This window comes from Sedimentibacter acidaminivorans, from assembly GCF_017873955.1.
GTDB lineage: Bacteria > Bacillota > Clostridia > Tissierellales > Sedimentibacteraceae > Sedimentibacter > Sedimentibacter acidaminivorans.
In genome coordinates this window covers 91,847-108,264 of the sequence record NZ_JAGGKS010000001.1, presented here as the reverse complement: position 1 = coordinate 108,264, position 16,418 = coordinate 91,847, and the positions used below count along the sequence as shown (strand labels likewise).

Annotated in this window: 15 protein-coding genes and 2 riboswitches; of the genes, 12 read left to right on the top strand and 3 right to left on the bottom strand. The window is 30.0% G+C overall.

Annotated elements, in window-relative coordinates:
• The first annotated feature begins 160 nt into the window (after nucleotides 1–160).
• From J2Z76_RS00530 to J2Z76_RS00495, 8 genes are all read left to right on the top strand, one after another.
• On the top strand, nucleotides 161–1,204 hold the full coding sequence (locus tag J2Z76_RS00530; RefSeq protein ID WP_209510033.1) for a Wzz/FepE/Etk N-terminal domain-containing protein: 1,044 nt from the start codon (nucleotides 161–163) through the stop codon (nucleotides 1,202–1,204).
• 288 nt (nucleotides 1,205–1,492) lie between these two features.
• Nucleotides 1,493–2,197 carry an HAD family hydrolase gene (locus tag J2Z76_RS00525; protein ID WP_209510032.1) on the top strand — a complete coding sequence of 235 codons (705 nt, stop codon included), beginning with the start codon at nucleotides 1,493–1,495 and terminating at the stop codon, nucleotides 2,195–2,197.
• Between the two features lie 5 nt (nucleotides 2,198–2,202).
• Nucleotides 2,203–3,183, top strand: a complete 981-nt coding sequence (locus J2Z76_RS00520) for a hypothetical protein (RefSeq protein ID WP_209510031.1) — start codon at nucleotides 2,203–2,205, stop codon at nucleotides 3,181–3,183.
• An 83-nt stretch (nucleotides 3,184–3,266) separates the two neighbouring features.
• A complete protein-coding gene (locus tag J2Z76_RS00515) occupies nucleotides 3,267–4,409 on the top strand; it encodes a GGDEF domain-containing protein (RefSeq protein WP_209510030.1) in 1,143 nt (380 codons plus the stop codon).
• 244 nt (nucleotides 4,410–4,653) lie between these two features.
• On the top strand, nucleotides 4,654–5,952 hold the full coding sequence (locus J2Z76_RS00510; protein ID WP_209510029.1) for an S-layer homology domain-containing protein: 1,299 nt from the start codon (nucleotides 4,654–4,656) through the stop codon (nucleotides 5,950–5,952).
• A gap of 78 nt (nucleotides 5,953–6,030) precedes the next feature.
• Nucleotides 6,031–6,115, top strand: a riboswitch (cyclic di-GMP riboswitch).
• A gap of 47 nt (nucleotides 6,116–6,162) precedes the next feature.
• The gene (locus J2Z76_RS00505; protein ID WP_209510028.1) at nucleotides 6,163–7,902 is read left to right on the top strand and encodes a pectate lyase-like adhesive domain-containing protein; all 1,740 of its coding nucleotides are present in this window, start codon (nucleotides 6,163–6,165) and stop codon (nucleotides 7,900–7,902) included.
• A 344-nt stretch (nucleotides 7,903–8,246) separates the two neighbouring features.
• Nucleotides 8,247–8,894, top strand: coding sequence for a cyclase family protein (locus tag J2Z76_RS00500; RefSeq protein WP_209510027.1), 648 nt, complete (start codon nucleotides 8,247–8,249; stop codon nucleotides 8,892–8,894).
• Nucleotides 8,895–8,948: 54 nt separating this feature from the next.
• On the top strand, nucleotides 8,949–9,608 hold the full coding sequence (locus J2Z76_RS00495; protein ID WP_209510026.1) for a DUF1847 domain-containing protein: 660 nt from the start codon (nucleotides 8,949–8,951) through the stop codon (nucleotides 9,606–9,608).
• Nucleotides 9,609–9,760: 152 nt separating this feature from the next.
• Here J2Z76_RS00495 and J2Z76_RS00490 read toward each other — a convergent pair whose 3' ends face one another.
• Together J2Z76_RS00490 and J2Z76_RS00485 are read right to left on the bottom strand one after the other, a co-directional pair.
• Nucleotides 9,761–10,249: a CD3072 family TudS-related putative desulfidase gene (locus tag J2Z76_RS00490; protein ID WP_209510025.1), complete on the bottom strand. Its 489-nt coding sequence runs from the start codon at nucleotides 10,247–10,249 to the stop codon at nucleotides 9,761–9,763.
• The gene (locus J2Z76_RS00485; protein WP_209510024.1) at nucleotides 10,250–10,807 is read right to left on the bottom strand and encodes a CD3073 family putative ECF transporter S component; all 558 of its coding nucleotides are present in this window, start codon (nucleotides 10,805–10,807) and stop codon (nucleotides 10,250–10,252) included.
• Between the two features lie 253 nt (nucleotides 10,808–11,060).
• Here J2Z76_RS00485 and J2Z76_RS00480 point away from each other — a divergent pair, with 253 nt between their 5' ends.
• The 3 genes from J2Z76_RS00480 (at nucleotide 11,061) to J2Z76_RS00470 (ending at nucleotide 13,308) form a co-directional block, all read left to right on the top strand.
• The gene (locus J2Z76_RS00480) at nucleotides 11,061–11,570 is read left to right on the top strand and encodes an HAD family hydrolase (protein WP_245210252.1); all 510 of its coding nucleotides are present in this window, start codon (nucleotides 11,061–11,063) and stop codon (nucleotides 11,568–11,570) included.
• Between the two features lie 95 nt (nucleotides 11,571–11,665).
• Nucleotides 11,666–11,741, top strand: a riboswitch (cyclic di-GMP riboswitch).
• Nucleotides 11,742–11,799: 58 nt separating this feature from the next.
• Nucleotides 11,800–12,297: a hypothetical protein gene (locus tag J2Z76_RS00475; RefSeq protein WP_209510023.1), complete on the top strand. Its 498-nt coding sequence runs from the start codon at nucleotides 11,800–11,802 to the stop codon at nucleotides 12,295–12,297.
• Between the two features lie 108 nt (nucleotides 12,298–12,405).
• Entirely contained in the window at nucleotides 12,406–13,308 is a 903-nt protein-coding gene (locus tag J2Z76_RS00470; RefSeq protein WP_209510022.1) for an HD domain-containing phosphohydrolase, read from the top strand.
• Nucleotides 13,309–13,448: 140 nt separating this feature from the next.
• On the opposite strand, the gene asnA is transcribed toward J2Z76_RS00470, so the two are convergent.
• Complete coding sequence (asnA, locus tag J2Z76_RS00465; protein WP_209510021.1) at nucleotides 13,449–14,462, bottom strand: aspartate--ammonia ligase; 1,014 nt, start codon at nucleotides 14,460–14,462, stop codon at nucleotides 13,449–13,451.
• Between the two features lie 414 nt (nucleotides 14,463–14,876).
• On the opposite strand from asnA, the gene J2Z76_RS16515 reads away from it, so the two are divergent.
• Nucleotides 14,877–16,418 carry a sigma-54 interaction domain-containing protein gene (locus tag J2Z76_RS16515; protein WP_209510020.1) on the top strand — a complete coding sequence of 514 codons (1,542 nt, stop codon included), beginning with the start codon at nucleotides 14,877–14,879 and terminating at the stop codon, nucleotides 16,416–16,418.

Here is a 16,418-nt window from a genome sequence, read left to right as displayed (position 1 = left end):
TTATTGACAGCTTTGAAGCTTTGATGGGAATGGTTTCTTTAAAGGTAGTTTATTATTTCAAAAATAGCTACAAATATTTTTTTATTGAAAATATAGTATTTAACTGATATACTATATAAACGTAATATTATTTTAGTATTTAATAATGAAGGAGCTAACGATGAACGAAAATCAAAATAATGTGCAATGTTATGAAGATGAAATTGATTTAAGAGAGCTTATTATGGCTTTATGGAAAAATAAAATTATGATTATAAGTTTTACTTTAGTAGTGGCTATTTTAGCTGGAATTTTTAGTATGTTTGTATTGTCTCCAGTTTATGATGCAAAGTTGAACATAGTAATTAGCATGCCTGAAACATATAGCACTAGATATGGAGAATATAAATTACCAATAACTACTAATGAGCAATATATAAATTTAATTACAAGTAATAATGTTCTAGTCAATACTATAAAAGATATGGGTTATAATGATCAAGAGGTAACATTAGAGAAGTTAAGAAAAAGAATTTCTATTGGTAAATCTGATGCTAAAACAGGGAATGTACAAAACAGCTATGAAATAACAGTTTCAGCTGATAATCCACAGGAATCATTAAAACTTGCTCAAGCATTGTACGACAATTACATGGAATTTATGGATGTCATGACAAAAGAGAGAGCAGTTGCATCGTATTATAATGAATTTACAGTAAATATAAAGTCTTATGAAAATTCATTGGATAGTGTAAAAGAAATTTTAAAGAGAAATGAAGAACTGTTAGCTCAAACACCACAGATAATTGCTAAAGGCGAAGCTAACTTAGAAATTCAAACTCAATTAACTAATACAACTGATTATGTAATTCCTGTAGATACGGTTAATCCAAACTATATTAAAATAGAAGGTGATATAGTTGGAAACAAACAATCCATTAATAGCATAGAAAATTCTATAAGAGTAAATAATAAATATTTAGAAGAGCTTGATAAAGAAAAAAAAGCTATAGCTAAGTATTATGAAACAGGGAGAGCAATGCCTCTTGAATCAAGTGTTATAGGTGTTGTGGAAACAAGTATTTATTTGCCTTCGCCTCCTTTTGCGCCTAGTCAAAAGACAAGCCCTAGCAATGCAATGAATGTAGCAATTGGTATTGTTCTAGGTGGTATGATTGGGGTTATGGTTGCATTGTTTAGAGAATATTGGTTTAAAAATGCATAAATTATAGTAAGTTATAAAGGTTTAGGGTTGAACTAAAATTTATAGAATTTTGGTTTGCTCTGAACCTTTTTTAAAGTAATCAATTATCAAATCAGTAAAGTCAAACGAGTGAAATTTAGTTGTAATCAAGTCAAAATAATGTTACAATTAAATGATAATATGGAAAGAAATAGGATGGTTGGATGTCTAAGAAAAGAAATTTGAATAAAGTAATATGGCCTTGGTACCAATTGATGTAGAAATAAGTACTGTTACAGTTGTTTGTACATGGTAAGGGGAGGGAAAAGAATGATTAAATTTATTGGATTTGATGTTGATAATACTCTTTGTGAACTAAATAGTAGGATTAAGGACAGTACATTGAACTATTTGCATGAAATAAAAGATAGAGGTGTTAAAATCGCTTTTATTTCTGGTAAGCCTGCCATATATTTATGTGGATTTGTTAGGCAATTAGGTCTTTCTGATATTACTGTAATTGGTGAAAATGGGGCAGAAATATATTATGATGCGAACGTTCCTCCCAAAAAAACTTTAGGTGCTAATATTGAAAAATCAAAGTATTTAGTTAAACTTAAATCTACGTTAGCAGAACAGTTTGGAAACTCGATTTGGTTTCAACCAAATAATATAAATGTTACATGCTTTTTTGATTGTAATGAATTAAAAGTTAGAATTAGAAACTTCCTAAATGATATCTTCAAATCTAACGTGTATAATGATAATTTAGAAATATATGAACATATAGACTGTTTTGATATTGTTATCAAAGGGGTATCAAAAGGTAGTGCAATTAAAACTTTGTGCTCCTATGATAATATTAGCTTAGATGAAGTATTGACTGTAGGGGATAGTAATAATGATTTTTCTATGTTTGACATTTCTAAAATATCTATAGGGATAAATTTGTATCAAGATTATGATGTTACGTATAAATTTGATCAAATTGACGATGCTTTAGAATTTATCTTAAATAATTTAATAGGAGATTAGTAGAAGTGAAAGTTGAAGTTTATGTACCAGTATTGATAAAATTTTCTGATGATAGGGTTGTTTTTAGTGATAATGTTATTAATCAAATAAATAGTTTGGTGTTTGAAAATTTTAAAAAAAATAATGAATTGTCTCTTAAATATCATTTTGAATATTTTTTAAAAGATGAAATGATAAACGAGCTAGTAGATAATTTTAAAAATGAAGGATTAAACATAAGCCCAGCTGACATCTTAGGTGAGTTTTATTATTATCATCATAGAATTATTATTAAAATTAGAATAGAAGTTCCTGAAAACTTTGATAAATTGAGGATAATAAGGAGTGTTATTAATGATTTTTATCCTAAATTGATTATTGATTATGTATTTGATAATATTAACAAAATTTCAGAAGTTAAAGCTATTTCTTTTTATAGTTATATGATGGTATTTATACCTAATAATAAGTATCAGTTAAAAAATTACACTGATAAATTGGGAAGTGTTACTTTTAGCATCATAGAATCAACTAATAAATTCTTAGCTTACAGCAATACTCATTATATAAGAATAAGTATTCCTAGTTTAATTGTTTATCATGATAAAGAGATTTCTAATGATATTAAAGTAGATTTAATTAACCTTATTTATCAAAATTTATTGTATGAAAAAAAGTTGTCTGATAAAGATCTACCATTTTCATCTGATATAAATGAGAATGTAAAGAATTACAACTATATTGATGAAAGTAAGCTTACATTGTTTTGGAATAACACCATGGAAATGTTGGGCGGTAAAATTTCAGAGAGGCAATCACATAATATTGCAAGGCAGAATTTCTATATAACTATAATCGGACTTTTTATTTCTATAATTGTTTTAGGACAAACTATATATGATTATTTTGGGCTGAGGTTTCTACAGATATATTCTCTATCAATTTTTATACTTTTAGTTATATACAGCATCGTTAGATTTGGAAAATCGAGGGTTGTTGATAAATAATTCTTTTATAAATAGTATTATAATATACAATGTTTGGTAAGTTAATATGACAACATGTCGGAAAAACTCTTGAGGTGAAAAAATTGGATGAAGAAATAAATATTATTGAAATTCAAAGTGAGTATGAACGGATAGATGGCGAATGGCTGATACTTCATTTTAAAGCATCTGTTGGACTAGTTATCTTTACATTTTTAATTGAATGTATAATAAGTGGTGTATTGTACAATTTAGGTGAAATTAATACATCAATTTCTTTCTATATTATGAAATATGTCCTAGTACCAGTTGTAACAAATGTGTCTTTAATTATTATAGGTTATTTGGCGATAAATTCTTCGCGCTTGAAACATAATGTTAAAATATATATTGTCTCATTACTGCTTTCTGCGATTTGTTTTATCGTTTTTTCAGTACATAGTATTTTTATTTCTGTTTATATGATTTTTACTATACCTATTTTGTTTACTGTAGTATATGGGGATTATATTTTGACAACTATAACTGCATTATGTAGCATACTTGCTAAAACTTTTTCTGAATGTTTTATTATTTGGAACCCTATTAAGTTTAATATTATAGATAGTCATATGAGATTAATTAATTTTATTATTTCTATATGCTTTTTATTAGCTTTTTACGCGGTTTGTATAGTTGTTATTTATTTTGAGAGGGGTAAGAATGCTGTTAGTTTACAAAGAGAGTTAGAACGTTTTAAATTGCAGCAGAGATTGCATAATGATGAGCTGACATCTATTAATAACAGAACTGCTTTGCGAAAAGCTTTTCAGAGTATGGAAGAAGATATTTCGGGAAGTGTGTATATTTTTGTTATGATTGATATTGATAATTTCAAGCTGCTTAATGATACATGGGGACATGCAAAGGGTGATTTAATTTTATCAGAATTTGGTGAAATTCTTAAAATTAATTGTGCTAATGCAATGCCATTTCGTTTTGGTGGTGATGAATTTTGTATTATATTTAAGAATCAGACGTTGAATATTGTTATTGAAACATGTGAGAGTATACAAAATGATTTTAAAGAAATGGTTGCAGATAATAATTTAAATGAACAATTAACAGTTAGTTTTGGAATAGCACGATATTCGCATGGAATGACAGCAACACAAATATTAAAAAATGCAGATTCAGCGCTATATAGTGCTAAAACGATAAAAGACGCTATTCATATTTACGAGGACTTAGTTGAATGCCAAACATAGGGCGCCCAAACACAGGAACAAAGGGGACGGTTCTTTTTGTTTGACAAACTTAGAAATACATTTTTTACTTAACTTATTAATGAATATTTTCACTAAAAACTGCATGATTAATAGAGAATGAAAAAATTGTCGAAAGATTGCTATTAGATATCCAAAAAAGTATGCTATAATTTTTATGTGATATAAATCCATTAAAGTTATAGGATGCATGCTTGAAGCTAACGAATTATCATAGGGGGTAAAAATGTTAAAAAAGAAAACGATATCAATACTACTGTTGCTTATAATGATTATAACAGCTATGATGCCTTTAAATGTTTATGGTTTAAACAAGGATTACATAGGACACTGGGCAGAAAGCACAATACAATCATGGCTCGACAACAGCTATATCACGGGTTATCTAGATGGTTCATTTAAGCCAGATGAGCCGGTAACAAGAGCAGAATTTGTAAAAATGGCAAATAATTTTCTGGGTTTTTCAGAAAAAGCTGCTATAAGCTTTACAGATGTAAGTCCTAACGATTGGTACTATGAAGAAGTGCAAAAAGCATATAAAGCAGGATATATACACGGTGCTTCAGAATTACTGTTTAATCCTAATTCTAACCTCACAAGAGAACAAGCTGCAGTTATAGTATCAAAAATCCTGGGACTAGAACTAAATCCGGAAAATGTACAAAGGTTCTCTGACAGTGAATTAATATCAGATTGGGCGAAAGAATATGTTAACGCAGTAGCAGTAGCTCAAATTATGCTGGGTTATAGTCAAGATAACACATTCATGCCGCAAAAACCAATAACTAGAGCAGAGGCTATAGTATTATTAGATAGATTGAATCAATTTGAAATTGAAGATATAGTGGTACCGGAAGGTACAATAACGCCAAATCCAACAGGCGGTGGAGGCGGAGGGGGCGGTTCTCCTGGTCCAGTTGATCCGACTCCTAGCAGCATAGTTATTAATACTAAGAATTCTGTAGTTATGATAGGAATAGACGAAGAGTATAGTCTGGCAGATAATCTGACTCTTGAAACTTCAGATGTAACACTTAAATATACAACTGAAAATACAAATGAAATAATTAATGACCCTTTAAATGGGGTTATAACTGGAAATAAACAAGGTAAAGTAACAGTCGCCGTTACGGCAAGCAAGACAGGGTACGAAAATAAAACTATTAGCTTCCAGGTAATAGTAGCCCCTGTTGCAATAAGCTGGACCGACCCAATTGGTAACAAAACAATAGGAGAAAAGCAAAACATAGTAATCAATATTAAATTATATGAGGGTGCTGACTCAGTAGAAAATGTAGCTGTAAACATGCTTTGGGAAAAGAAGATTGATTCAAACTGGATACCGGTTGATACAGAAGATATCTCAGTCTTATATGACTCAACACAAATTGAAATGAATAATGATATATATCAACTAATTAAAGGATTAACTGTTGAAAAAGACATAAATACAAACATTACAGCAGAAATATCATTTAATAAGGTTGGTGAATATAAACTCACTGTTTATTGTATCAAAGAATAGTTAATTTATTTCTTTGATAGTATTTAGGGGGTGAAGCTTAGAGGGTTTTAACTTAATGTATTATAATTAATTTATTTAAATTGAAAAAGGCAAACCTTTCAAAAGATAGGGACGCAAAGCCATAGGGCCTGGCCTCTGGGGGGATGGCAGCCTGGCTACCAATTAGTTTTTTTAGGAAAAGCCAAAAAAATTAATAGGAGGAAACAAAGAATGAAAAGAACAAGATTATCAAAAGTATTGGCATTGACATTGGTGTTTTTAATGGTTATGTCATCAACAGTATTTGGAGCAACAGGCAGGGTAATATCTAATACATTAACAGCGACAGTTAACGTAGGCGCCGTAACAGAAAAAGTACATAATGAAACGCAAGATTTATGGTATGGTACAATTCAGGCAGCAATTGATGCGGCGGCTAATAATGACGTAATTGAAGTTGGAGAAGGAACATTTACAGAAACTGTTCAAATAGATAAGCCAATACAATTAATTGGATCCGGAACAGATAATACCGTTTTAAGTCCGGCAGCAGGTCAGAAACATACACTTATTGTCGGAGATGTAAGCGAGTATGGATTAGACTTAACTGGCACCTTAATTCAGGGATTTACAATAAATACACCTGTGCCTGACCCTAGTGATGATGAAACATCGGCAATTTATCTTACAGCTAAAGGTAGTGTCGGTAGTGAGATAGTAATTGATGGCAATGATATTATTGGTTTAGAAGACGAAACAAATAAACATAATGGAATTGTAACTCCTTACAGCTCTGAAATTCAGTATATAAAAGTAACAAATAATGATTTGAGTAATTTATCATATGGTATGTACTTTAACAGCGGCAGCAATATATTGGTTGATGGAAATACAATAGATACTACTATACGTAACGGTATTAATTTCTATGGAAAGCCAGACTTCAATTGTGATAATATAACAGTGACTAACAATACTCTTGATAATATTGATACGGCAGTTGATTTTTATAGTGATCAATATGATTCAGGTATAAGTTTCTACTTATATGGAGAATCAATTACTGTTAACAATAATACTATTGTAATGGCACACGATGGAAGAATGCAAATCTATTATTATACAGAAACAGCAACAGAAGCGGATGTAGATACTGAAGATGAATTAAAAGAAGCATTATCAAATGAAGAAATAACTACAATTAATGTTATAGATGACTTCTCAGTAGCAAACCAAGTAGTAGTAAGTCGTCCGGTTACTATTAACGGTGGAAACCATACGATTACATTTACAGGCAATGCAGATGGTTGGAATGGAGATTATGTAATGCAAGTTTACAATACAGATGCTACCATAGATGGTATTAAGCTTACAGGCGGAGATGCAGGACTACTTGTAAATGCCTCAGAAGTAACCTTAACAGGTACAATTGATGTATCAGGTAATGAGTTTGGTGGTATAGAAGCAAGTAAAGGTAGCGCTTCTGGTTTAGAAAACCCTGTATTGACAGTGACAGGTGCTACATTTGTTAATACCACTGAAGAATATGGATTGCCTACAATTTGGGAAGATGGTGTGACTGCGACTACATATTTAGTAGCAAATTCTGATCAGTTTACATTAAGTGATACTGTAAAACCAAATCAAGTACAATACTATTTAGTTTCTAACAATACAATTAATCCAGTAGATTATATCGAGCTAGAAGGAACTATAGATGGAGTTGCATTTGTTGATGGAACTGCTACTATCAGCGTGGAGGAAGGTGCAGATGTTTCTCTAGTTGTAAATGCTACTGTACAGTATAGTTTGTTTACTAGTGCAGAATTAGTTGTGGAATTAGATGGTACAGAAATTACATTAGTTGATAATAATATAAATCCAGTAACAGAGGCACAAACATTTACTATTGCGCTTACTGGATTAACTGCAGGAACATACACTATAGAGATATATGTTATTGAAAAATAATATACAAACAATAAATTAAAAAAGTAAGTAAATTAAACACCTCGGCTATATGATATACCTATGGCTGAGGTGCTTTTTATCTAGGTGTATTTCTGGACTTGTACTATCTTTAGATGAGCTTTTATGTGACTCATCAACAAAAAGGTATTCTATTTCTATAGAAGGATTAGAAAAGAATTCCCTTTTTTTCATATGCAGGGTTGTTCTTCATGTGATATATTAAGGGAAATATTTTTCTGTTGATAATATAGTATTTAATTGATATACTGTATAAATGTGATATTATTTTAATATTTAATAATGAAGGAAGAACTGTTATCTAATAAAATTGTGAGGAGAAAAAAATGAAGATTATTGATTTAACGCATACTATTTCTGAAGATATGCCTGTTTATCCGGGTACAGAACCTCCAAAGCTTCAAACAGCAAACACATATGAAAAAGATGGCTTTAAGGAAACTTTATTGACTATGTTTTCTCATACGGGTACGCATATGGATCCTCCGGCTCACATTTATGCTGGAAGAACAACATTAGATGAATTTCCTATAACTCAATTCGTAGGAAAAGGTTTAGTAATTGATTGTACCGACTTGAATGAAGGACAGCTTATTACTATGGATTACATAAATCATGTACGAGATAAGGCTGATGTTGCTGAATTTATTATTTTTTATATGGGATGGGACAAACACTGGGGCACAGATGCTTATTTTGGTGATTACCCTTATATTGACGAAGAAGTGACTAAATATATAATTGAGAGCAATAAAAAAGGTGTTGGTTTGGATGTTATTGGTATAGACCCTATTTCTGACGGAAATTTGTCTATACATCACAAGTTGTTTGCTGAAAATGAAATTGTAGTTATTGAAAATTTGGCTAATTTAGGCCAAGTGGGGAATGAAATTTTTACTTTTTGTGCATTGCCATTAAAATACCTCTCATCAGATGGTTCGCCTATTCGAGCTATTGCTATTTTGGAAAATTAAAACAATTTGCTTAGGAATTGAAGTTAGATAAATAATATAAGGAGATATTGGTTTATGAATGGAAAATGTAGTCAATGTGGATTAGATAATAAAATATGTCGTTCATCAGATGGAAAGGCTCCTACTTTTTGTAGCACAATTATTTATGATGATGCATTGAAAAAAGCAGATCAGTTTTACGAAAAAGAAGATATAAAACACTTTGCAGCAGAAGCATCACGACAAGAAGCAGCATGTTATGTTGATGCACCAAATGATTCAGGTAATAAGATGGCAATAAAACCTCGGATTTTAGAGATAATTGAATTTTGCGGTAGAATGGGATATAAGCGTATTGGTTTAGCTTTTTGTAGTGGTCTTCATCGTGAAGCTAAAGTAGTGAACAATATTTTTGAATCTCACGGATTGGAAGTTGTTTCTGCAATTTGTAAGGTTGGAGGAATTGATAAATCTAAATTAGGTCTTGAAGCTAAGGATAAAATCAATGGTGAGGGCCATGAAAGCATGTGCAATCCTATTGGGCAGGCAGTAATTATGAATGAAGCTAAAACTGAATTTAACATAATTCTTGGATTGTGTGTTGGTCATGATTCGCTATTTATAAAATATAGTGATGCAATGTGCACGGTACTAGCAGTAAAAGATCGTGTGCTTGGTCACAACCCACTAGCTGCCATTTATACAAGTGAATCGTATTATAAATATATTAAATAGTAGATAATTAAGCTACTATAAATGTACTAAAGTAAGAAAAAGGAAAACAAATTATTTTTCTTCTTTAGTACATAATTTTTTATATCATTTGGTGTAGTTGTAGGATCAAGTGTATTTCAGGTATGGGTTATAGGTAAAAGAATATTTAAAACTTAATTAGTAATAATCTTATGAAGTTTTTCAATAAAGCTTTTTCCATTAACTCCATCAAAATAATCAGTTGGTACATCAATTAAGTTAATATTAATGTGATTGCTTTCTAGTAAGCTTAATAATTCCTCCATAAGAATCCCCATTTGTCCTTTGATACTGCAGGTTGGACTTTCATTAATACCTATGATTCCTAATACTTCATAGCCGTTTTTTAAATATTCTATTATTATGCCTACGGCATCCATTGCAATATTTTTGTTGATTATTCTAAAATCATATGTATCATAATCCTCTTTAGTCATAGGTTCTCTTTTTAGTCCTAAATGTCTATATTCAGGACATGGTAATTGGTGAATGCCTATTTCATTGTCCATAAGTTCTTTTATTATATCTTTATAGGCACCTTTAGCTCTGGCTAAAGGGTGAACAACTGCATTCTGATTTAAAATACAATGAGATATGAATACAACACGTTTACTTCTTTCCATTTATAATGCCTTTTGTGTGTATTTTTTTGGTATTTTGTTAAATAGTAAAGATACTAAAATACAACTTGCGATTTTATCAACAATATTGCTTGTAATTCTAGGTATAAATGCTGCGGTAAATATTGATTGTCCAGATTGAACTAACCATGTAAAGAAAACATCATTAATATCTCCTGTGATTCCTCCATACACGTATGTTGCTATTGGAGTACCAATAAGTGGGGCTACAACTGCTAAAATAAGTCCTGTAATGATAGCTGCTTTTAAATTAAATTTCCACTTTCTTGCTATTAATCCAACTATAATACCAACTGCAATATTTACTAATGCAAAAGGTATATCTTTAGGATTTGTAAGCATTCCTTGAATTACATTAGTTAATCCCCCTACCATTGCTCCATACCAAGGACCAAATAACACAGCTGAAAAAATTGTTCCTACAGTATCTAAAAATAATAATGGAATGTTTAGTAATCCTACTACAGTTCCTAAAACGATATTAATTGCTATTGATAATGCTGAAAAAACCATTATAAAACTTGAATTTTTATTATTCATATGCTAACTCCTCTTTTTATTTTTTTCAAATAAAATGTATCACGGACTAGCTAAATCAGTCAATTTAATGTTTTTTATACAAGTTAGGTTGATTATAAAAATATGTTATATTGTCATGACATGAAACTTATAATTATTACATATAAGGTTATTCATAATCAGATTGTGTTATATTTATGGATGAAGGTCAAGTTGTAGAAAAGAATACGCCATATAATATTTTTAATAACGCTGTTGACTTACGTACTCAGGAATGTATAATGTATATGGAAAATTAAAGGAAGGTGACGTTGTGATAAATATTGAAGTACCGGGAAGGTGTTTATACTCAATAGAAAATGTAGTTTTTGATTATAATGGAACAATTGCTGTAAATGGTATAATATCATCAACAATAAGGGAGAAAATTGCTCTTTTATGTGAAATGGTAAATGTGTATGTTCTAACAGCTGATACATATGGATCTGCTGCAAAAGAATGTGAAGATCTGAATGTAAGATTGATGACATTTCCTAGGGATGATGCTGGTGATTATAAAGCTAAAATTGTTTCAAATTTAGGAGGTAACAATACAATTTGTTTTGGAAATGGTTATAATGACAGAAAAATGTTTGAAGTATCTAAAATTTCTGTTGCAGTATTAGAAGAAGAGGGCATGTGTTCTAACTTGTTAAGCGTTTCAGATATATTAGTTAAGTCTATAGAAGATGGTATAAATCTATTGTTAAAACCGAATAGGTTAATTGCTACACTGAGGAAATAAATCAAATATTGAAAAATGAACAAAGAAAAAGTTTGCAAAAACTGTTGACAAAATTTACTTATTTATGTTAATATCAGAGTATGAGATTTTACTTCAACCGATAATAGCAAAACTGGTGAAAGGCAGTGACGCAAAGCTATAGGGCCTTTAATATGGCAGCCAGCTACCGAAAAGGAGTTTTTTAGTATTATCGATTAAGCAAAACCATTAATATTAGGAGGGGTTAATTATGTTTAAAGGATTAAAAAGATTAATGTTTATGGTATTTATTATGGTTAGTATTCTTGTAGTGTTTGGGTCAGTGGCCTTTGCTGGAGAAATTGGAACAGCCACCACTAATGAAGTGATTATGGCTGAAATTGATAAAACTAACGATTATATTTATAAGGAAATTGAAAAGACTAAAGAGGTAGCTAATATGGAAGTGCTAAATACCTCTAAAAAGATTCAACATGAACAGAGTAAATTGGACAAACTAGATAACATTCAAGATGATAGAGTGCGTCAGATTGAGAAAAATAAGATCAATGAAAAAATTCAAAAACTTGAAAGAGAATTGGATAAGACTATAGATAAATTATGTGAAAGATTAATTAAGAAAACAGATAAAAAAGTAGAAGAATTAATTAAAAAGGCTAACAAGTATAATATAGAAATTGTTAAAGAATATATAGAGGTTACGATATATAATAAAACAATTCTTGTAGATCCTTGTTGTGCACATTAAATATTATTAAACAACAATCTACTATATGTAAAGAGATTCTTTCTCTTTCATATAGTAGATTCTTATTTTAGTTTTATTTTTTGTTATATTTGACTTAGGAGGAATTTTATGGAGGGTTTGTTTATTGGTAAAGATAATAAATATATTGATCAGGTTAGAGGAACTTCAATTCTAAGTTTGCTTGCTAAATTAGATAATTTGGAAATTATGCTGTATGAATTCTCGGCTGGTCGGCCCAATAGTATAATTCCAGGTGATTCCTCTGATTTAATGGAGTTTTATTATATTATTGAAGGCTCTATTGTTATAGATGTTGGTGATGATCGCTTTGAACTAGGTAAGGGTGAATATTTTTATGTGCATAATATTAAAGCAACAGTTCCGTTTAGAACTACTACGGATACTAAAATGCTATATGTTACATCTGCACCTGTTTATAATTACTTGTACACATATACAGATGATTTAAATAACCTTTTGATAAAATCAGAAAAAAAAGATGCTTATACTCATAATCATGGCAATCGAGTTCAAGATTATTCAGTTAAAATAGCAGCTAAACTTGGACTTACTAATGAAATAAATTATACTATAGCTTTAGCTTCTCTATTTCATGATATTGGTAAGTGCTTTATTCCAGATGAAATTTTAAATAAACCTTCAAGTCTTAATGAGGTTGAGTTTAGTTATATAAAAAAACATTCTGAATATAGTGCTGATCTTTTACGTGGAAAATTTGTTGAAGATGTTGAAAAAATAGTGTTGCAACATCATGAAAGATTAGACGGTTCTGGTTATCCTAAAGGTTTAAAAGGTGATGAAATTTGTATTGAAGCGAAAATCATAGCTGTAGCAGATTCTTATGATGCTATGACATCAGACAGATCTTATCGTACAGGATTAACTCCAGAGGTTGCAATAGAGGAATTAAAAGATTTTATAGGGAAATATTATGATGAAAGTATTGTTCTTGCATTTGAGAAAGTATTGCATGATGATGGAATATTATAAAATAAATTATGAATATTTTTTAATTTTGCTACACACATAAAATCAGAGGGATGCATATGCGTCCCTCTGATTTTATGTGTGTATTTGTTTTAGAATTATCTTTATACCTTGTATTTGAGTTGCATTATTAATAATTATTCTTAGAGTAAGTGTATTTCGTTTTTTTGACATACATCAATCATTTCCTGTGACCATACGGATGATTGAACTTCTCCTATATGTGCTTTTTGAAGAAAGTACATACAAATTCTTGATTGTCCGATACCTCCTCCAATTGTGAATGGAAGTTTTTCACTTATTACATCTTTATGGAAAGGGAAATCAGCCTTTTGCATTTGATTTCTTTCATTAAGTTGTTTTAACAAAGCATCTTTGTCAACTCTTATACCCATTGAAGAAAGTTCAAGTGCTATATCCAATGTTTCAAAATAAAACAATATATCACCATTTAAATTCCAGTCATCATAATCTGCTGCACGTCCGTCGTGAATTGTTCCGTCAGATAATTTACCCCCTACTTCCATTAAAAACACTGCTTTTTTTTCTTTTGTAATTAAATATTCTCTTTCTTTTGCAGTTTTGTCAGGATATTTATTAAGAAGTTCTTCGGTTGTTATGAAACATATTTCTTTTGGAAGATCATTTCTAATAAATGGATACAAACTTTCCAAGTATTCTTCGGTTGCAATAAATGCACTGTATATTTGGTTTACTATATATTTTAAAGTATCTTTGTTTCTATCTTCTTTTTTAATTATTTTTTCCCAGTCCCATTGATCTACATAAATTGAATGAATGTTATCCAGATCTTCATCTCTTCTAATTGCATTCATATCAGTGTAAAGACCTGTATATGTATCAAATCTATATTTTTTAAGGGCCATTCTTTTCCACTTTGCTAAGGACTGTACAATTTCTACATCGTATTGAGTTTCTAACATATCAAAAGCAACTGCTCTTTCTACACCATTTAAATCATCATTTAGCCCTGATTCGGGTCTAACCATTAATGGTGCAGATACCCTTATTAAAGATAAATTTTTTGCTATTTCAGCTTCAAAAAAATCTTTTATTTTTTTAATTGCAATTTGTGTTTCTAAAACAGAAAGCTTACTTGTATATGCTTCTGGTAATATTAATTTTTCTAATGACATATTGTTTCCTCCTATGAAATAACTAAAATTAAATAAAAAAACTTCTTAAATCCCTGTAATGGACAAAGAAGTTATATGCGGTGCCACTCTAATTAGAGATGTTTTTCCTATAATCATTAAATATTCTTTATTTATTAATTATATAAAAAAACACTCATATGTCAAGCAATATTTATAAATTTTCTATAAATAGAGTTGATTTGTGCTTGTAAATCAAATTTAAATGGTTTATAATCAAACCAAATGGATTAACGACGAACCATGATAAACATTACTAACAGGAGATAATCCTAAAATGGAATGAATTTATTCCAAATTAAAATAGTGTGTTATTTTTAACATAGCATTTGACTGTGTTGTAGCAATTTTAAGTATGGCATGGTAATTGCTTAATATATGAGGGAGTGTGCGATTGTGGAAAATAAAAAAATTAAATTAACAGCTCTAGAGGATAGAGCCCATTTAACTTATGAGGCATTATCAGTGCTGCATAAATATGATGTAGGACTAGTTTGGATGGAAGTATATGCCTATGTTGCTTATATTAAATTGATGCCTGTAGATGATGAAGTGTGGGAAAAAATTAAAAATGAACTACAAAGTCAAAATTCATGGGTAAGTTTAGAAGAAATTGATTTGTTTCCATTTGAGGAAAAGGATACCGAACTTAAAAATGTTTTAGATGTAATACCTTATGGCGTAACACTTCTTAGCAGGAAAGGTGATATTAAATATATCAATCATTTTGCAGCTGAAAAAATATTTCTTTCTGGGGAAAGTGATATAACGGGTGTAAATATACGAAAGTATTTAGATTATGATAAGTTGGTATCATCATTAAAAAGCAACAGCGGGCCTATGGTTAAGGATAGAATTAAAAGTGGGAATAAGCTGTATCAAGTTGATTTACAGTCTATTAAGAATGAAGAAGATTTCTTAAGTGGATATTTAATTTCATTTTATGATATTGATAATTCAAATATTTTTAATAGGTTTGATAATCCAATCACTTTTAATGATATCATTGCTGAAAGCAATATAATGTTTGATTTGGTAAATCAAGGCAAGCTATATTCTAAGTCTGATTCACCAGTACTTATTACTGGTGAGAGTGGAACGGGAAAGGAGTTGTTTGCAAGGGCCATACACAATGAAAGCAAAAGAAATTCTAAACCGTTTATTGCAATTAATTGTGCGGCTATTCCAGACCAACTTTTAGAAAGTGAGTTATTTGGGTATGAGCCAGGTACATTTACAGGTGGAAATAAGGAGGGAAAAGCAGGAATATTTGAAATAGCTAGTGGTGGAACAGTTTTCTTAGATGAAATAGGAGAAATGGCATCTCATTTACAAGCTAAATTATTAAGAGTATTGCAAGAAAAAAAGGTTAGACGAGTAGGTAGTTCAAAGGAAGTTCCGTTTGATTCTAGATTAATAACAGCTACTAATAAGAAAATTGATGAAATGGTTAAAAATAAGGAATTCAGATTAGATCTACTATTTAGAATTAATATTTTTAATATTAATATACCACCTTTGCGTGAAAGAAAAGAAGATTTACCAATACTTTTTGAATATTTCACTAAAATACATTCTGATAGGTATGGTAAAGATATAGTTGGAATCGATCAAAATGCAATGAGAAAGTTAATAAATTACAATTGGCCTGGAAATGTTAGAGAATTTCAGAATGTTTTAGAAAGGGCAGTTGCATTGTCAAAAACAAATGAGATTTCTACGAAGGACATATTCTTAAATTATAATATTACTCCAGATACTAACATTACTGGAAATTCTCTCAAAGAATGCATTGAAAGCTTAGAAAAAATAAAAATTGTCGAGAGTTTGAAGTCGAATAAAAGCATTAGGGAGGCAGCTAAGAGTTTAAAGGTTACACATACATTGCTAATTAATAGAATGAAAAAATATAATATAGATAAGAAAAATCTCAATTGA

Bases quoted from the DNA above. Each gene is read 5' to 3' on its own strand.
- J2Z76_RS00530 (WP_209510033.1), top strand. From the start codon at position 161: ATGAACGAAAATCAAAATAATGTGCAATGTTATGAAGATGAAATTGAT.
- J2Z76_RS00525 (WP_209510032.1), top strand. From the start codon at position 1,493: ATGATTAAATTTATTGGATTTGATGTTGATAATACTCTTTGTGAACTA.
- J2Z76_RS00510 (WP_209510029.1), top strand. From the start codon at position 4,654: ATGTTAAAAAAGAAAACGATATCAATACTACTGTTGCTTATAATGATT.
- J2Z76_RS00505 (WP_209510028.1), top strand. From the start codon at position 6,163: ATGAAAAGAACAAGATTATCAAAAGTATTGGCATTGACATTGGTGTTT.
- J2Z76_RS00500 (WP_209510027.1), top strand. From the start codon at position 8,247: ATGAAGATTATTGATTTAACGCATACTATTTCTGAAGATATGCCTGTT.
- J2Z76_RS00495 (WP_209510026.1), top strand. From the start codon at position 8,949: ATGAATGGAAAATGTAGTCAATGTGGATTAGATAATAAAATATGTCGT.
- J2Z76_RS00490 (WP_209510025.1), bottom strand. From the start codon at position 10,249: ATGGAAAGAAGTAAACGTGTTGTATTCATATCTCATTGTATTTTAAAT.
- J2Z76_RS00485 (WP_209510024.1), bottom strand. From the start codon at position 10,807: ATGAATAATAAAAATTCAAGTTTTATAATGGTTTTTTCAGCATTATCA.
- J2Z76_RS00480 (WP_245210252.1), top strand. From the start codon at position 11,061: ATGTATAATGTATATGGAAAATTAAAGGAAGGTGACGTTGTGATAAAT.
- J2Z76_RS00475 (WP_209510023.1), top strand. From the start codon at position 11,800: ATGTTTAAAGGATTAAAAAGATTAATGTTTATGGTATTTATTATGGTT.
- J2Z76_RS00470 (WP_209510022.1), top strand. From the start codon at position 12,406: ATGGAGGGTTTGTTTATTGGTAAAGATAATAAATATATTGATCAGGTT.
- asnA (WP_209510021.1), bottom strand. From the start codon at position 14,462: ATGTCATTAGAAAAATTAATATTACCAGAAGCATATACAAGTAAGCTT.